A 13195-nucleotide genomic window follows, 5' to 3' on the forward strand; every position below is an offset into this window, starting at 1 on the left:
CTCAGCCAAGGTCGATCGACAGGATTTCAGGGCGCATCCCGAAACGCACCGGCACAATGCTGAAGCCAAGCCCGCCCGAGACGATCAGATTGCGGTCGTTCTCGACGACATGGCCATAGGCATAGCGATTGCCGAACCGCGACGGCACGACCGGCGAGTAGCCGAACAGCCGTACCTGTCCGCCATGGGTGTGGCCCGACAGGGTCAGCGACACCCGCGACGGTACGATGGGAAAAATATCGGGTTCATGCGCGAGCAGGATGACCGGCGAGGCATCGGTGACCTTGGCCAGCGTGCCGTCAAGATCGTCAAGCCCCTTGAAGCCGGCGCGAGCCCTAGTCGGCAGCAGGGCCAGCTGATCGGCGAGCCCGGCGATCCAGACGCCATGCCCGTCCTTCTCCAGGCGCATGACGTCGTTCTCCAGGACCGGGATGCCGACTTTCTCCAAGGCTTTACGCGCTATGGTCGGGCCGGCGCCGGCCCGCTGCGCGAAGCCATCGCCCCACCAGTCGTGGTTGCCAAGGATCGACAGCACCCCGAGCGGTGCCTCGAGGCCCGACAACGCCGATGCCCATTGTGACGGCGTCACCGGCCCGGTCACCAGGGGCATGCCGGCGATATAGTCGCCAAGCAGGACGATCAGGTCCGCTTGCTGCGCATTCGCGTCTTCGACAAGCGAAGCGATCCGCTCCGGTGTCATCCACGGCCGGCAGGCATGGATGTCGGCGAGCGCGACGATGCGCAGCTTCAATCCCGCCGGCCAATGCGGCGGCGTCAGCGCGTAGCGCTTCAAATGCGTCAGCAGCATCGGTTCGATGCCGACCGCATAGGCGCTGAGCGCGGCGACCGACAGAAACGACCCGCCGACGAAGCGCAGGAACCCGCGTCTGGTTATCATGCTCGGCTCCGGACAAGATCGCGGCGACAGTCGCCAAGGCCGCGTTAAAGTCCATGATTGCGCCGGCAAACCGGCGAAGCTGAGGAGATTTTGCGCAAGGACGGTCACGGATCCTTGATCGCCGATCCCAGTCCAATCGTCCGGACCGCTACTCTTCCTGGAACAGGTTGATCTGCTGCTGCGCCAGATCCTTCGGCACATCGAGGCCGAGGTGCCGCCAGGCATTGGCCGTCAGCATCCGGCCGCGCGGCGTGCGTTGGATGAAGCCCTGCTGGATCAGATAGGGCTCGATGATGTCCTCGATGGCGTCGCGCGGCTCGGACAGGCCGGCTGCGATCGTCTCGATGCCGACCGGGCCGCCGCCGAAATTGCGGGCGATCATCGACAGATACCGGCGGTCGAGGGCGTCGAGGCCGAGCGCGTCGACCTCCAGCCGGGTGAGCGCCTCATCGGCAATCTGGCGATCGACATGGCCATCGCCAGCGACCGAGGCGAAATCGCGCACCCGGCGCAGCAGCCGTCCGGCAATGCGGGGCGTGCCGCGTGCGCGCCGCGCGATCTCCAGCGCGCCATCGTCGCCGAGCGGCATTTGCAGGATGCGGGCGCCACGCCGGACGATCTGTTCCAGTTCATCGACCGTATAGAAATTCAGTCGTACCGGAATGCCGAATCGGTCGCGCAGCGGATTGGTCAGCAGGCCAAGCCGCGTGGTGGCGGCGACCAGGGTAAAGCGAGCAAGGTCGATCTTGACCGAGCGCGCCGCCGGTCCCTCGCCGATGATCAGGTCGAGCTGGAAATCCTCCATTGCCGGATAGAGGATTTCCTCCACCGCCGGGCTCAGCCGGTGGATCTCGTCGATGAACAGCACGTCGCCTTCTTCGAGATTGGTGAGCAGGGCCGCGAGATCGCCGGCCTTGGCGATGACCGGGCCGGAGGTCGAGCGGAAATTGACGCCGAGCTCGCGCGCCATGATCTGCGCCAGCGTCGTCTTGCCGAGACCCGGCGGCCCGACGAACAGCACATGGTCGAGCGCTTCGTTGCGGCCCTTGGCGGCTTCGATGAACACTTTGAGATTGGCCCGCACCGCCGCCTGGCCGACGAAATCGTCAAGTGTCTGCGGCCGCAAGGTCTGCTCGGCATCCTCGCCGCGTTTTTCGGGCGTAATGAGACGGGGTGACAGGCTCATGGCACCTTCCTTGCACGCGGCAAGGACCTGAACAAGCGACGCCTCACCGCGCCAGTTCCTTCAGACCGAAACGGATCAGCTTCGGTGCATCGGCATCCTCGCCCGCAGTCTTAAGCGCCGCCGCCACCGCATTGGCGGCTGTGTCGCGCGAATAGCCGAGATTGACCAGCGCCGAGACGGCGTCGGTGATCGGCGCGGGAGCGACGCCTTCGCCGAGTTCCTGCTTCAAGCCGATGGTGCCGGAGGCGGTGCCCGCATAGGCCGGCGCCTTGTTCTTCAACTCGGTGACGATGCGCTCGGCCACCTTCTTGCCGACACCAGGCGCACGAGAGACCATGGCGATGTCGCGCAGCGCAATGGCGTTGGCGAGATCGGCCGGCGCCAATGTCGACAGGATGGCCAGCGCCACCTTGGCGCCGACGCCTGGCACATTGTTCATCAGCAGCCGGAACCATTCGCGCTCCAGCTGCGACTGGAAGCCGTAGAGCCGCAGCATGTCCTCGCGCACATAGGTCTCGATGAACAGCACCACCGCTTCGCCCGGCGCCGGCAATGCGGCCAGCGTACGCGCCGAGCAATAGGCGACATAACCGACACCATGGATATCGACGAGGCAATGGTCCTCGTCGATCTCGTCGAGCGTGCCCTTGAGTTTGCCGATCATGCCAGATCTTTCATGGAAGATGGGCCTTCATGGGTGCGTTTCAGGAGAGATGATGTCGAGATCCGGGAAGTAACTGCGATAGCGGGCAGCGTCGCGGGTCAGCAGACGATGTCCGGCAACGGTCGCATGGGCTCCGATGAAAAAGTCTGGCAACGTCCGCTCGCGAACCCCGCCAGCACGGCGATAGCGGGAATGCGTGACGCCTGCAAGGAATGCCGAATCCCAGGGCAGGAACTCGCGATCCATCTCGAGCATGTCGACTGCTTTTCGAAGCGCTGTCTCTGTCGCTATGAGCGGCGCGAGCTCAGACCAGATGATCGTATTGATCACCAAGGCCCCATCGCGGCGGCATGACGCAATCGCCGATGCCGACCATTTTGTCAGCGGTCCGGCCGGTCCCCAGACATCGATCAGGACATTTGTGTCAATCAACGTCGAGATCTTCACGCGGCCCCCTCAGCCAGTCCATGTACTCGTCGGTCGTCATGCCTCCCAGATCCAGCGTCCCCTCCATCCGGTCAAGGACATCACTGAACCTGCGGGATGCCTCTTCCTCGGACAGGTTTTCGTTGACGGCGACAAGACGAGCGCCCTCGTCGGTGGCCACGAACTCCACCTCGGAGCCCGGGCCGATTCCCAGATGGTCTCTTATCTGTTTGGGGATTGTGACTTGCCCCTTGGTGGTCACGCGCATGGTAATACCTCGGAAGTATTACTTATCGCAGGCACGGGAACAAGTCAAGAACATTGCTACCCGGCGAGCGCCATCCGATAGGCGACGCTTTGGCGGTGATGCGCATGGCAGATGGCGATGGCGAGAGCGTCGGCGGCGTGTTCGGTATCGAAGGTGGCCTTTGGCAAAAGCACCTTCACCATCATGTGGATCTGTTTCTTGTCGCCATGGCCGACACCGATCACCGCCTTCTTGACGGCGTTGGGCGCATATTCGGCGACGACGAGACCAGCGCGCGCCGGCACCAGCATGGCGATGCCACGCGCCTGGCCGAGCTTCAGTGTCGCCACCGCGTCCTTGTTGACAAAGGTCTGTTCGACCGCTGCCTCGTGCGGCATGGCGGTGTGCAGGATTTCGGCGAGCCCGTCATGCAATTGGCAGAGCCGCGTCGCCAGTGCCGCCTTGTCGTCGGAGCGCACGGTGCCTGAGGCAACGAAGCGCAGCGAATTGCCGAGGCTCTCGACGATGCCCCAACCGGTGCGCCTGAGCCCCGGATCGATACCGATGATGCGAATCGCTTCCCCCATGCTGTCAGTCTACCTCCGACGGACAGCGATGCCAGCGAAATGTGAACAAACCGGAAACGAATGGCCGCCCAGGTTTAACCGCGAGCGAAAGCCGTGTTCAGCAGGCTGATCTGGTCGGAAACCGGATTGGGGCGGCGGGCCGCCGGTTGCATGTCCACCACGCCGTCGGAGCCGTAGATCTCCTCGTCCATGCGGCGCACCAGCGCCTGCAGGCGCAGCGAGCGGGTGACGAGGTCGAGGAAATCCTTGGGCAGTTCGGCCCAGCCCGCGGCTTCGTCATGGGCGGAAGCGGTGTCAAGGCGCACCTTGGACTTCTCAGACGCAACCTGGTCGCGGGTCATCTCACCGGAATTCGCGGCGCGCTGCAAAAGCAGCCACGAGGCAACCTGCATCAGCCTTGTGGTCAGCCGCATCGATTCGGCCGCATAGAGCGTGGCCCCCAGCCTGGACAATTTCTTTGCCTCGGCCCGGCCCTTGCCGTCGAGATACTCCGCCGCCTGTTCGACCAGGCCCATACCTTCCTGGTAAAGCGGCTTGAAGGATTGCGTGAAAACCCGGCGCTCCGCCAGCTTGACGGTTTTCGCACTGCCCGTCGAAGGCTCGTTCATTGCTACGCCCCTGCACCTACAGCCGGCTGATTCGGCTCACTGCCGATACACCCGGCAGCCTATATGACTGAAGCTTCAAAATGCGCTTCGTCACCCGCGATGGCAAGCACATGTTTAACAGAAGGTTAACGGCGAGCCGACATCGGACGCCCCCGGAATCCAGACAAAAAAAGAGCCGCGGATAAGGCGGCTCTCAGGAGTTTAACAGGGAGGCGTCAAACAAAGTGGCTCCAACCACTCGGTAAGAATCCAGATCACTGGATGGACATAGTAAACACCTGTAAAGCTTAATGAAGCCTTAACGGCGCGCGTGTTTTTTGATCCAAAGCCGCCGTCCTGTGCCGGAACAGCACAGCCCGAACCTCACCTCCAGAGTCCGTTTCGAAATTCGCTCTGGCGAGTCACATGGCGGTGGTTTCGAGAACCGGAGCGGAGCGGACATTTGGTTCGTGAGCACCGGAGGCGCAGAAAACCCCATCAGATGGCCGCCAGAGTAGAGTTTCCAGACGGGCTCTCGGCTCAGGCTTTCTTCCAGACGGCCGGCAAGGCGATGAAGGCAAACAGCAGCATGGCCGCGTAGAAGCCCATCGAAGAAATCCCGACCAGCGGTTCGATCGCGGCATTGCCGGCAAGCAGGAAATAGAGACCGATCAACAGGCCGATGCCGCTGATTGCCGTCAGCCAGAAATGGATGGTGGCGAGCATCTTTTGTCCGACTGCCGGAAATAGATGGTAGAAGAAGGCGAAGACCGCCGACATCAGCCATCCGGCCACCATCGTGTGGGCGTGGGTCGGCATCTGGCTATGGTCCTGGCTGATCGCCATGTGCAGGCCGAGCGCCATCCCGCACAGCGAATAGATGATGGCCAGCGTGAAGAAATTCCGTGCTACCCCTTGCATAATGTCCCCTCGAATGCCTCTTCCCGTGTGCGGGAATGGGTTGTTGTCAGGCGAATCTTGTCGCCACCGGGCTCCCGGCATTGGCGCACTAGCATTGGCACTGTTTCAAGACGATGTCGCGCCAACCCCTCCCGACACTTCTCCCCATAGCAGAAAACCAGGCAGCGCATTCGCCATCTCAGTGGCTGCGTGTGCTGGCGGCAGGCGGAAACAGAACCGGCTCTTTCGCGACATCGTTCCGAAACGGGCGCGGCGCTAAACGCTCGCTCCTCTGACGGCCGGCGCAAATCGCCCCCTGCCGCATCCCTCCAGAACACTCCAGGAGCAACCATGGACTGGTACTCGATCGTAAAATTCCTCCATGTCGTCACGGCCATTTTATGGGTCGGAGGCGGCTTCGTGTTGTTCCTCCTCGGCGTGCTTGCCGAGCGCGCCGGCAACATCGAGGACAAGTTGCAGGCGATGCGCGCCAGYGGGCAGTTGGGTAGCCGTTTCTTCGCGCCGATGTCGATGCTGACCCTGATCTTCGGCCTCATCATGTGCAGTTTCTGGGTTGGCTTCTCGGATCTATGGATCATCATCGGTCTGGTCGGCTACGCGACGACCTTTTCGATCGGCATGTTCATCTTCAAGCCAACGGGCGAGCGCATGGGAGCGATGATCGCCAAGGATGGTATCACGCCTGCTGTTCTGGCCATCGGCCAGCGCATGATGAGCGCCGCACGCTTCGACTACGCAGTGATGCTGGTAGTCATCGCCGACATGGTGTTCAAGCCGAGTGTGCATGACATCGGCATTCTTGCTGGCATGGTGCTGGTCGTCGTGGTCGGCGCCACACTGGCCCTTGGCGTCGACCGTCGCCTCGTGCCGAGCGCCGCCTGACACCGCCGTGATGATGCGGCGGCCTTCTACATGAGGCCGGCGATGCCGTCCCACAGCAGCTTCAGCGCCACCACCGCCACGGTTGCGTAGGTGAAGGGATAGAAGGTTTCCGGGCGCATCCGCCGCACCAGCCAGGCGCCGGCGACGGTCGAGAGCGGCGCCAGCGGCATCAGCACCGCCGAAGCCGTCAGATTGGCGGTGTCGAACTGTCCGAGCGCGAAATAGGGAATGAGCTTCAGCGCATTGGTTGCGGCAAAGAAGATCGCCGCGGTGCCCGACAGAATTTTGGGATCGAGCCGGATCGGCAAGGCATAGACCTGAAACGGCGGCCCGCCGACATGGGCGACGAAGCTGGTGAAGCCGGCGACCGTTCCCCAGATGGCGGCAGCCACGCGGTTGGGCGCGGCCGCGTGGTCGGCGCCATGGCGAAACTGCAGATAGAGCCAGCGCAGGACGAAGATGATGGCGACGGCGCCGACGATCAGCCGTACCGCCTCCTCGGTGACCAGTGCTGCCGTCAGCCAGCCGAGTCCGATGCCGACGACCGCGCCCGGCATCATGTCGACCAGCATCTTGCGGTCGTAGACACCCCACCATGTCCACACCGACACGATGTCCATCAGGCACAGGATCGGCAGCAGGATCGCCGCCGCCTGCACCGGCGGCATGGTCAGCGCCATCAAGGGCACGCCGACGAAACCGACGGCGCCGCCGAAGCCGCCCTTGGACAGGCCGACCAGAATGACCGCCGGAATGGCGGCCGCGTAGAACCACGGATCGAGAAGCAGGCCTGACATGGGGAAGGGGCTGGGCTGGAGGGAAAGCGTATCGACGCCTGAATAGCCCAGATTCCCCAGCGGAGCGACAGCAAATATACCCCACCGGCCGCCGGCGTTTCACCCGATGGCGATCAGGAAGCCTGCACGATCTTTGCCCTGTCATGCGAGGCGGTTGCGTCGAGAGGTGGCGGCCGCCGCCGGATCGGCTGCGCCTTGATGATGGCGGTGCTCGTCTCAGCCTTGTCGGCGATGCGGTCGAGAATGCCGTCGAGATCGCCGATCGAGCGCACGAACAGCCGGGCGACGAAGCAGTCATCGCCCGTCACCTTGTCGCATTCGCCAAATTCGCGGATCTCCTCGATCAGCTTCTGGACGATGTGCAGCTTGCCCGGCAAAGGCCGGATGCGCACGATGGCCTGCAACGTATAGCCGAGCGCCAGCGGATCGATCTCGACGGTGAACGCCCGGATGACGCCGCGTTCCTCGAGCCGTCGAAGCCGTTCCGAGACGCTCGGCGATGACAGCCCGACTTGGGCAGCCAATTCCTTCAGCGAAGTCCGCGCGTCCTTGATCAGAATTTCAAGGAGGCGTCGGTCGAGATCGTCAAGCATTTTACATTTCCCGCAAGTTTGGAGGCGAGGCCTAATATAATTAGGTCAATCGTCTATACTACCTTTCTCATCAGATGGAAAGCTTCGTTGCCGCATGAGATTATACCGGCTCAACGGGTTCGGAGGTTTGTCGTGAACGATACAGTGCGCGGTACGGTCGAAATGTCCGCCGCAATGGCGATCCTGGGGACGATCGGATGGTTCGTCGTCATGTCCGGCCAGCCGATCATGGACGTGGTGTTCTGGCGTTGCGCGTTCGGCGCGCTGACGCTGCTTGTCATCTGCGCCGGGCTGGGGTTGCTGCGCAACAGCTTGTCGCTGCGCATCATCGGCTTCGCCGCGCTCGGCGGCGTCGCCATCGTCGTCAACTGGCTGCTGCTGTTCAGCGCGTTCTCGCGCGCGTCGATCTCGATCGCCACCGCCGTCTACAACACGCAGCCCTTCATGCTGGTCGGCTTCGGCGCGCTGTTCTTCGCCGAGCGGCTGACCCTGACCAAGGTGACCTGGCTGGCCATTGCCTTCGCCGGCATGGTGCTGATCGTGCAGGCCGCCCCTGATGCCGGCGATGTCGGCACGGATTACTTTACCTGCATCGTCATGGCGTTGGGCGCGGCCTTCTTCTGGGCCGTCGCCGCCATCGTCACCAAGAAGCTCAAGGGCACGCCGCCGCACCTGATCGCGCTGATCCAGGTCTGCGTTGGCGTCGTCATGCTGGCGCCCTTCGCCAACCTTTCCCAGCTTCCCGCCGATGCGTGGAGTTGGGCCATGCTGGCGACGCTCGGCATCGTCCACACGGGCCTGATGTACATCCTGATGTACGGCGCCATCCAGAAGCTGCCGACGCATCTGCAGGGGTCGCTGTCCTTCATCTACCCGGTGGTGGCGATCCTGGTCGATGTCGTGGCCTTCGGCCATCGGCTGCATCTGAGCCAGATTATCGGCGCCACCGCCATCCTGATCGCCGCCGCCGGCATGAATCTCGGCTGGACGCTGTGGAAGTCGAAGGCGCCCGTCGCGAGCTCGCACCCGATCAAGTGACACAGGCCCGTCGGCGGCCCGGCGGGTCACAATCGCGATCCCGGCTGCCCGCCTGTTCAAAGCGGGCACTTTGCTCTATGCCGCAATCCAACCATCTTCGCCCGGCATAGGCGAAACGCGGGATCGAAGAACCATGAATGACGCAACGCCCCCCAACCGCTGTCGCATCGTGCTGATCGCGCCGCCCGGCGTGCCGGCGGCCCGTATCGTCGCAGCATTCGAAGGCGGCGATGTCGCCTCGCTGATCCTGCCAGAGAACGGCATGGACGAGGCCTCCTTCCAGGCTTTCGCCGAACAGATCGTGCCGGCCGCGCAGGCCGCGGGCGTCGCTGTCGTCATCGCCGGCGATACCCGCATAGCCGGTCGCGTCCAGGCCGACGGTATCCATGTCGAGGTCTCCAAGGCCGAACTCGCCGAGACGATCGAACATTTCCAGGCAAAGATGATGGTCGGCGCCGGCGGCGCCAAGACACGTGACGACGCGCTCGAGCTTGGCGAGACACGGCCCGACTACATCTTCTTCGGCCGCTTCGGCTACGACAACAAGCCCGAACCGCACCCGCGCAACCTGTCGCTCGGCAAATGGTGGGCCGATATGATCCAGATACCTTGCATCGTCATGGCCGGATCCGACATCGCCTCGGTGGAAGCGGTGGGCGCCACCGGCGCCGAATTCGTGGCACTGTCGAGCGCCGTGTTCGCCGACGCCGCCGACCCCAGGACAGCGGTCGCCAGCGCCAACGCGCTGCTCGACGAGACCGCGCCGCGTTTCGAGGACTGACGTGCCTTCGGCGACGCTTCCCATCCAGGCTCTGCTTGCGGTGCTCATGGTCCAGGCAGCGGCCGCGGAAAACATCCCGCTGCCACAGCCCAACCCGGAAGCCGGCGTGCATACGGACAAGCCGATCGACAAGCCGCTGCCGCAGCCCGCCACCACGGCCGAGCCGGCGCCGCTGCCATCGGCCGATGCCATCAACCCCGATCGCTTCGGCGCAAAACCTGCCGACGCCGCCTATGGCGCTTTCCAGCGCGGGCTATACAAGACGGCCTACAATCTCGCGTTGATCCGCGCGCAAAACGGCGACCCGGCCGCGCAGACGCTGGTCGCCGAGATCCTGTCGCGCGGGCTGGGAGTACCGCTCAATGCCGCGGAAGCGGCGAAATGGTACGCGCTTGCCGCCGAGCAGGGTGTGCCGGAATCGCAGTTCCAATACGCGCTGATGCTGCTCGATGGCCGCTACGTCAAGAAGGACGAGAAAGGGGCCTATGCGCTGATGCAGGCCGCCGCGGAAGCCGGCAACCAGCTGGCGCAGTTCAATTTCGCGCAGATGCTGGTCCAGCAGGACCCCGGCGACGCCGGCCTCGCCAGGGCGGTCTCCTACTACGAGCGTGCCGCCGCCACCGGTCTCGCCGACGCGCAATATGCAATGTCGCAGATCTATGCCAATGGCGTCGGCGGCAAGCCGCGCGACGACGCGCAGGCAAGGCGCCTGCTGGCGCAGGCTGCACGCCAGAATTACGACACCGCGCAGATCGATCTCGCAGCCTGGATGATCGAGGGACGCGGTGGCGGCCGTGACCTGAAATCCGCCTTCGGCTGGATGAAGCGAGCGGCGGAGGGCGGCAATGTCGCCGCGCAGAACCGCCTTGCCAAGCTCTATATGCAAGGCATCGGCACCGATCCGGATCTTGTCCTCGCCGCGGCCTGGTACATCGTCGCCCGCCGCGCCGGTCTCATCGACCCGCAGATGGACGACTTCCTGCAGGGGTTGGGCGACGACCAGACCAAGCAGGCGCTGCAGAAGGCGAACCGCCTGCCCTGATCGGGAATCCAAGACCCGGCCATGCCGATGGAGAGGGTGCGCCGGGGTCACGGGCTCGGCCTCATGCCCATGCATCTACCCCGTCAGCATCTGCCGAAGGGCGTGATGCTCGTTGCCGATGCGTCCGCCAAATCCGTCGGTATCTCCAGGCCCCCGACCCAGTTGTTCATCCCTGCCGCTTGGCCCCAGCCTGCCCGCTCCCTTGCCTCTTCTGGCGATTTGTGGTCTTGGGAGCCCGAAATCGCTTTCCCAGCGAACATCTCATTCCCGGATCAGATCACTATGGCCAAGATCAATGGCAACGAAATCCGTCCCGGCTACGTCATCGAGCATGACGGCGGCCTGTGGGTGGCGGTCAGGACCAACACCGTCAAGCCAGGCAAGGGCGGCGCCTACAACCAGGTCGAACTGAAGAACCTCATCAACGGAACCAAGCTCAACGAGCGCTTCCGCTCGGCCGAGACCGTCGAGCAGATCCGGCTCGATCTCAAGGATTTTTCCTTCCTTTACGCGCAGGAAGACGCGCTGGTGTTCATGGACACCCAGAGCTACGAGCAGCTCGAATTGGCGAAGGATTTCGTCGGCGACCGCGCCGCCTTCCTGCAGGACGGCATGATGGTCACGGTCCAGCTTTATGAAGAGCGGCCGATCGGCATTTCTCTGCCCGACTATGTGACGCTGACCATCACCGAGGCCGATCCCGTGGTGAAGGGGCAGACGGCCGCGTCCTCCTACAAGCCGGCAGTACTGGAGAACGGCATCCGTGTGCTGGTACCGCCCTTCATCGGCGCCGGCGAACGCATCATCGTCGACACCAACGAAATCACTTACGTGCGCCGCGCAGACTGATGCATGTCGCCCAAAAGTGGCCCCGGTTTTGGGTCACCGACATGCATCAAGACAGCGCTTGAAGCGCAGCAGCAGGAAGAAGCACGATGGCACGCTCAGCCCTTCTCAACGTTATGGTCCAGGCCGCAATGAAAGCCGGCCGATCGCTGTCGCGCGACTTCGGCGAGGTGCAGAACCTGCAGGTCTCGATGAAAGGCCCTGGCGACTATGTGAGCCAGGCCGACCGCAAGGCCGAGGAGATCGTCTTTGCCGAACTGTCGAAGGCACGGCCGGGCTACGCTTTCCTGATGGAGGAGCGCGGCGTGGTCGAAGGCGACGACAGCCAGCACCGCTGGATCGTCGACCCGCTCGACGGCACCACCAACTTCCTGCACGGCATCCCGCTCTTTGCCGTTTCGATCGCCCTGGAACGCCAGGGACAGATCGTTGCTGGCGTCATCTACAATCCGGCAATGGACGAGCTCTACACCGCCGAACGCGGCGGCGGCGCCTTCATGAACGACCGCCGGCTACGCGTCGCCGGCCGCATCAAGCTGGTCGACACGGTGATCGGTTGCGGCGTGCCGCATCTCGGCCGCGGCCACCACGGCAATTTCCTCGTCGAACTGCGCAACGTCATGGCTGAGGTCTCCGGCGTGCGCCGCTTGGGGGCCGTCTCGCTCGATCTCGCCTATGTCGCCGCCGGCCGCATGGACGGGTTTTGGGAAACCGGCCTGTCGGCCTGGGACGTCGCCGCCGGCCTGCTGCTGATCCGCGAGGCGGGTGGCTTCGTTTCGGATATGGACGGTGGTCAGGACATGCTCGACAACGGCTCGGTGGTCGCCGGCAACGAGGTCATCCAGCGCGCTTTGCTGAAGGCCGTGAAGAAGCCGCTCTCGGCACGCTGACTGACACGCCGCGCTGATGCGCCGCAGTCGCAAAACCGCAATGGAAGCTTGAAATACTGCCCGGCGAGCGCCCAGATCATAGTGCGCGGCGCAGGAACCCGGCAGTGAACGACATCAAGCCCCACCACGACATCCCGTTCATCGGACGCTGGCACTATTCACGCGCCGAGATGATCGCCGACGGCATCGTCCATGCGGTCGGCATCGTGCTGGCGATCTCGGCGGGTTCGGCACTGCTGGCGCTGGCCGCCTTTCGCGTCGGGCCGGGGGAATACATCGCCGCTGCCTTCTATGTGGTTTCGCTGCTCACCGTGCTGTCGGTGTCGCTCACCTACAATCTGTGGCCGGTGTCGTCGCCGGCGAAATGGATCTTGCGGCGCTTCGACCACGCCGCGATCTATCTCCTGATCGCCGCGACCTACACGCCTTTCCTGGCTCAGCTCGAAGGCTCGCCGCTGGCGCGCTGGATGATCGTCCTCGTCTGGACCGCAGCAGCGCTGGGCATCGCCATCAAGGTGTTTCTTCCCGGCCGTTTCGACCGGCTGGCGATCGTCTTCTATCTCGCCATCGGCTGGAGCGGCATCGTCCTGGTAAAGCCGCTTGTCCAGACCCTGCCGACGACGTCGATCGCGCTGATCGTCGCCGGCGGCATCGTCTATTCCTGCGGCGTCATCTTCTTTGCCTGGAAGGGATTGCGCTTCCACAACGCGCTGTGGCACGGCTTCGTCGTCACCGGCGCCGGCCTGCATCTGGCCGCCATGGTCGACTGTCTGGTCATCAATCGCCTCTGACACAGACTTATAGACGCGG

Annotated in this window: 17 protein-coding genes; 7 read left to right on the plus strand and 10 right to left on the minus strand. The window is 63.7% G+C overall.

Annotated features, from left to right (window positions below; all coding sequences use genetic code 11):
• Position 1: 1 nt before the first annotated feature.
• From AC1D2G_RS00115 to AC1D2G_RS00150, 8 genes are all read right to left on the minus strand, one after another.
• On the minus strand, positions 2–898 hold the full coding sequence (locus tag AC1D2G_RS00115) for a metallophosphoesterase (RefSeq protein ID WP_477227688.1): 897 nt from the start codon (positions 896–898) through the stop codon (positions 2–4).
• Between the two features lie 148 nt (positions 899–1046).
• Positions 1047–2084: a Holliday junction branch migration DNA helicase RuvB gene (gene ruvB / locus AC1D2G_RS00120; RefSeq protein ID WP_477411486.1), complete on the minus strand. Its 1038-nt coding sequence runs from the start codon at positions 2082–2084 to the stop codon at positions 1047–1049.
• A gap of 43 nt (positions 2085–2127) precedes the next feature.
• On the minus strand, positions 2128–2748 hold the full coding sequence (gene ruvA, locus AC1D2G_RS00125; protein ID WP_095089529.1) for a Holliday junction branch migration protein RuvA: 621 nt from the start codon (positions 2746–2748) through the stop codon (positions 2128–2130).
• Between the two features lie 27 nt (positions 2749–2775).
• Complete coding sequence (locus AC1D2G_RS00130) at positions 2776–3195, minus strand: type II toxin-antitoxin system VapC family toxin (protein ID WP_477396267.1); 420 nt, start codon at positions 3193–3195, stop codon at positions 2776–2778.
• Positions 3173–3442 carry an AbrB/MazE/SpoVT family DNA-binding domain-containing protein gene (locus AC1D2G_RS00135; RefSeq protein WP_095089533.1) on the minus strand — a complete coding sequence of 90 codons (270 nt, stop codon included), beginning with the start codon at positions 3440–3442 and terminating at the stop codon, positions 3173–3175. The genes AC1D2G_RS00130 and AC1D2G_RS00135 overlap by 23 nt, the downstream gene beginning before the upstream one ends.
• Before the next feature lie 56 nt (positions 3443–3498).
• Positions 3499–4008, minus strand: coding sequence for a crossover junction endodeoxyribonuclease RuvC (gene ruvC, locus AC1D2G_RS00140; RefSeq protein ID WP_095089535.1), 510 nt, complete (start codon positions 4006–4008; stop codon positions 3499–3501).
• A gap of 74 nt (positions 4009–4082) precedes the next feature.
• Complete coding sequence (gene rcdA / locus AC1D2G_RS00145) at positions 4083–4616, minus strand: protease adaptor protein RcdA (RefSeq protein WP_477227686.1); 534 nt, start codon at positions 4614–4616, stop codon at positions 4083–4085.
• Positions 4617–5135: 519 nt separating this feature from the next.
• Positions 5136–5516: a hypothetical protein gene (locus tag AC1D2G_RS00150; protein ID WP_457150855.1), complete on the minus strand. Its 381-nt coding sequence runs from the start codon at positions 5514–5516 to the stop codon at positions 5136–5138.
• A 330-nt stretch (positions 5517–5846) separates the two neighbouring features.
• Here AC1D2G_RS00150 and AC1D2G_RS00155 point away from each other — a divergent pair, with 330 nt between their 5' ends.
• Complete coding sequence (locus AC1D2G_RS00155; protein WP_477411487.1) at positions 5847–6398, plus strand: DUF2269 family protein; 552 nt, start codon at positions 5847–5849, stop codon at positions 6396–6398.
• A gap of 26 nt (positions 6399–6424) precedes the next feature.
• Here the strand turns inward: AC1D2G_RS00155 and AC1D2G_RS00160 are convergent, their stop codons facing one another.
• Both AC1D2G_RS00160 and AC1D2G_RS00165 read right to left on the minus strand, forming a co-directional pair.
• Positions 6425–7195: a sulfite exporter TauE/SafE family protein gene (locus AC1D2G_RS00160; RefSeq protein WP_477411488.1), complete on the minus strand. Its 771-nt coding sequence runs from the start codon at positions 7193–7195 to the stop codon at positions 6425–6427.
• A gap of 113 nt (positions 7196–7308) precedes the next feature.
• Complete coding sequence (locus tag AC1D2G_RS00165; RefSeq protein WP_477411489.1) at positions 7309–7788, minus strand: Lrp/AsnC family transcriptional regulator; 480 nt, start codon at positions 7786–7788, stop codon at positions 7309–7311.
• Positions 7789–7920: 132 nt separating this feature from the next.
• Here AC1D2G_RS00165 and AC1D2G_RS00170 point away from each other — a divergent pair, with 132 nt between their 5' ends.
• From AC1D2G_RS00170 to trhA, 6 genes are all read left to right on the plus strand, one after another.
• Positions 7921–8826 (plus strand): DMT family transporter, encoded by a 906-nt coding sequence (locus tag AC1D2G_RS00170; RefSeq protein WP_477411490.1) that lies wholly within the window; start codon positions 7921–7923, stop codon positions 8824–8826.
• A 133-nt stretch (positions 8827–8959) separates the two neighbouring features.
• The gene (locus tag AC1D2G_RS00175) at positions 8960–9607 is read left to right on the plus strand and encodes a thiamine phosphate synthase (RefSeq protein ID WP_477411491.1); all 648 of its coding nucleotides are present in this window, start codon (positions 8960–8962) and stop codon (positions 9605–9607) included.
• Between the two features lie 46 nt (positions 9608–9653).
• Positions 9654–10649: a tetratricopeptide repeat protein gene (locus AC1D2G_RS00180; protein WP_477412400.1), complete on the plus strand. Its 996-nt coding sequence runs from the start codon at positions 9654–9656 to the stop codon at positions 10647–10649.
• 282 nt (positions 10650–10931) lie between these two features.
• Positions 10932–11498 carry an elongation factor P gene (gene efp / locus AC1D2G_RS00185; protein WP_095084240.1) on the plus strand — a complete coding sequence of 189 codons (567 nt, stop codon included), beginning with the start codon at positions 10932–10934 and terminating at the stop codon, positions 11496–11498.
• 86 nt (positions 11499–11584) lie between these two features.
• Positions 11585–12385: an inositol monophosphatase family protein gene (locus tag AC1D2G_RS00190; protein WP_477300018.1), complete on the plus strand. Its 801-nt coding sequence runs from the start codon at positions 11585–11587 to the stop codon at positions 12383–12385.
• Positions 12386–12489: 104 nt separating this feature from the next.
• Complete coding sequence (gene trhA / locus AC1D2G_RS00195; RefSeq protein ID WP_477411492.1) at positions 12490–13176, plus strand: PAQR family membrane homeostasis protein TrhA; 687 nt, start codon at positions 12490–12492, stop codon at positions 13174–13176.
• The last annotated feature ends 19 nt before the right edge of the window (positions 13177–13195 follow it).

The organism is Mesorhizobium sp. P2_C7, from assembly GCF_056404515.1.

What these genes read in the sequence shown, in the direction of transcription:
- AC1D2G_RS00190 (WP_477300018.1), top strand. Translation starts at nt 11,585, where the DNA reads ATGGCACGCTCAGCCCTTCTCAACGTTATGGTCCAGGCCGCAATGAAA.
- AC1D2G_RS00160 (WP_477411488.1), bottom strand. Translation starts at nt 7,195, where the DNA reads ATGTCAGGCCTGCTTCTCGATCCGTGGTTCTACGCGGCCGCCATTCCG.
- AC1D2G_RS00150 (WP_457150855.1), bottom strand. Translation starts at nt 5,516, where the DNA reads ATGCAAGGGGTAGCACGGAATTTCTTCACGCTGGCCATCATCTATTCG.
- AC1D2G_RS00135 (WP_095089533.1), bottom strand. Translation starts at nt 3,442, where the DNA reads ATGCGCGTGACCACCAAGGGGCAAGTCACAATCCCCAAACAGATAAGA.
- ruvC (WP_095089535.1), bottom strand. Translation starts at nt 4,008, where the DNA reads ATGGGGGAAGCGATTCGCATCATCGGTATCGATCCGGGGCTCAGGCGC.
- ruvA (WP_095089529.1), bottom strand. Translation starts at nt 2,748, where the DNA reads ATGATCGGCAAACTCAAGGGCACGCTCGACGAGATCGACGAGGACCAT.
- AC1D2G_RS00175 (WP_477411491.1), top strand. Translation starts at nt 8,960, where the DNA reads ATGAATGACGCAACGCCCCCCAACCGCTGTCGCATCGTGCTGATCGCG.
- AC1D2G_RS00180 (WP_477412400.1), top strand. Translation starts at nt 9,654, where the DNA reads ATGGTCCAGGCAGCGGCCGCGGAAAACATCCCGCTGCCACAGCCCAAC.
- AC1D2G_RS00165 (WP_477411489.1), bottom strand. Translation starts at nt 7,788, where the DNA reads ATGCTTGACGATCTCGACCGACGCCTCCTTGAAATTCTGATCAAGGAC.
- rcdA (WP_477227686.1), bottom strand. Translation starts at nt 4,616, where the DNA reads ATGAACGAGCCTTCGACGGGCAGTGCGAAAACCGTCAAGCTGGCGGAG.
- AC1D2G_RS00115 (WP_477227688.1), bottom strand. Translation starts at nt 898, where the DNA reads ATGATAACCAGACGCGGGTTCCTGCGCTTCGTCGGCGGGTCGTTTCTG.
- ruvB (WP_477411486.1), bottom strand. Translation starts at nt 2,084, where the DNA reads ATGAGCCTGTCACCCCGTCTCATTACGCCCGAAAAACGCGGCGAGGAT.
- efp (WP_095084240.1), top strand. Translation starts at nt 10,932, where the DNA reads ATGGCCAAGATCAATGGCAACGAAATCCGTCCCGGCTACGTCATCGAG.